This is a genomic window from Ochrobactrum sp. SFR4 (genome assembly GCF_019730395.1).
In the GTDB taxonomy this organism is placed as follows: Bacteria; Pseudomonadota; Alphaproteobacteria; order Rhizobiales; family Rhizobiaceae; genus Pseudochrobactrum.
This window is the reverse complement of record NZ_JAAPBB010000509.1, coordinates 1-320: the sequence shown is the minus strand read 5'-3', so window position 1 is coordinate 320 and position 320 is coordinate 1. Positions and strand designations below refer to the sequence as shown.

The 320-nt window shown below is 45.0% G+C and carries 1 protein-coding gene; it reads right to left on the bottom strand.

The window, feature by feature from the left end:
* Window positions 1-84: 84 nt before the first annotated feature.
* Window positions 85-320 (bottom strand): GNAT family N-acetyltransferase (locus tag HBA93_RS20025; protein WP_221724447.1); only part of this gene is annotated, 236 nt, incomplete at its 5' end.

The window sequence follows — 320 nt, the reverse complement described above, 5'->3', positions numbered from 1 at the left end:
ATACAGAAAAACGTTTTCAATTGGTTCTGAAAGTTTTCTGTCACTGTCTTTACCTTTTTGTCATTTGTAGTCAGCAGGCTGCGCTTAGCGGGCAACCGGTTTATGGAAACTGTTTTCCATTGTGACCGGCTGAGCTCTTTTCTGCTCTTCCCCCTCAATCAGACTATACAGCAGATGATCCTGCCAGATGCCGTTTATTTTGAGATAGGAGCGCAAAGTGCCTTCCCGTAAAAATCCGGCTTTTTCAAGAAGCCTGACTGAACGCAGATTAGATGGAATACAGGCAGCTTCAAGTCTGTGCAACCGCAGTTCATGGAATG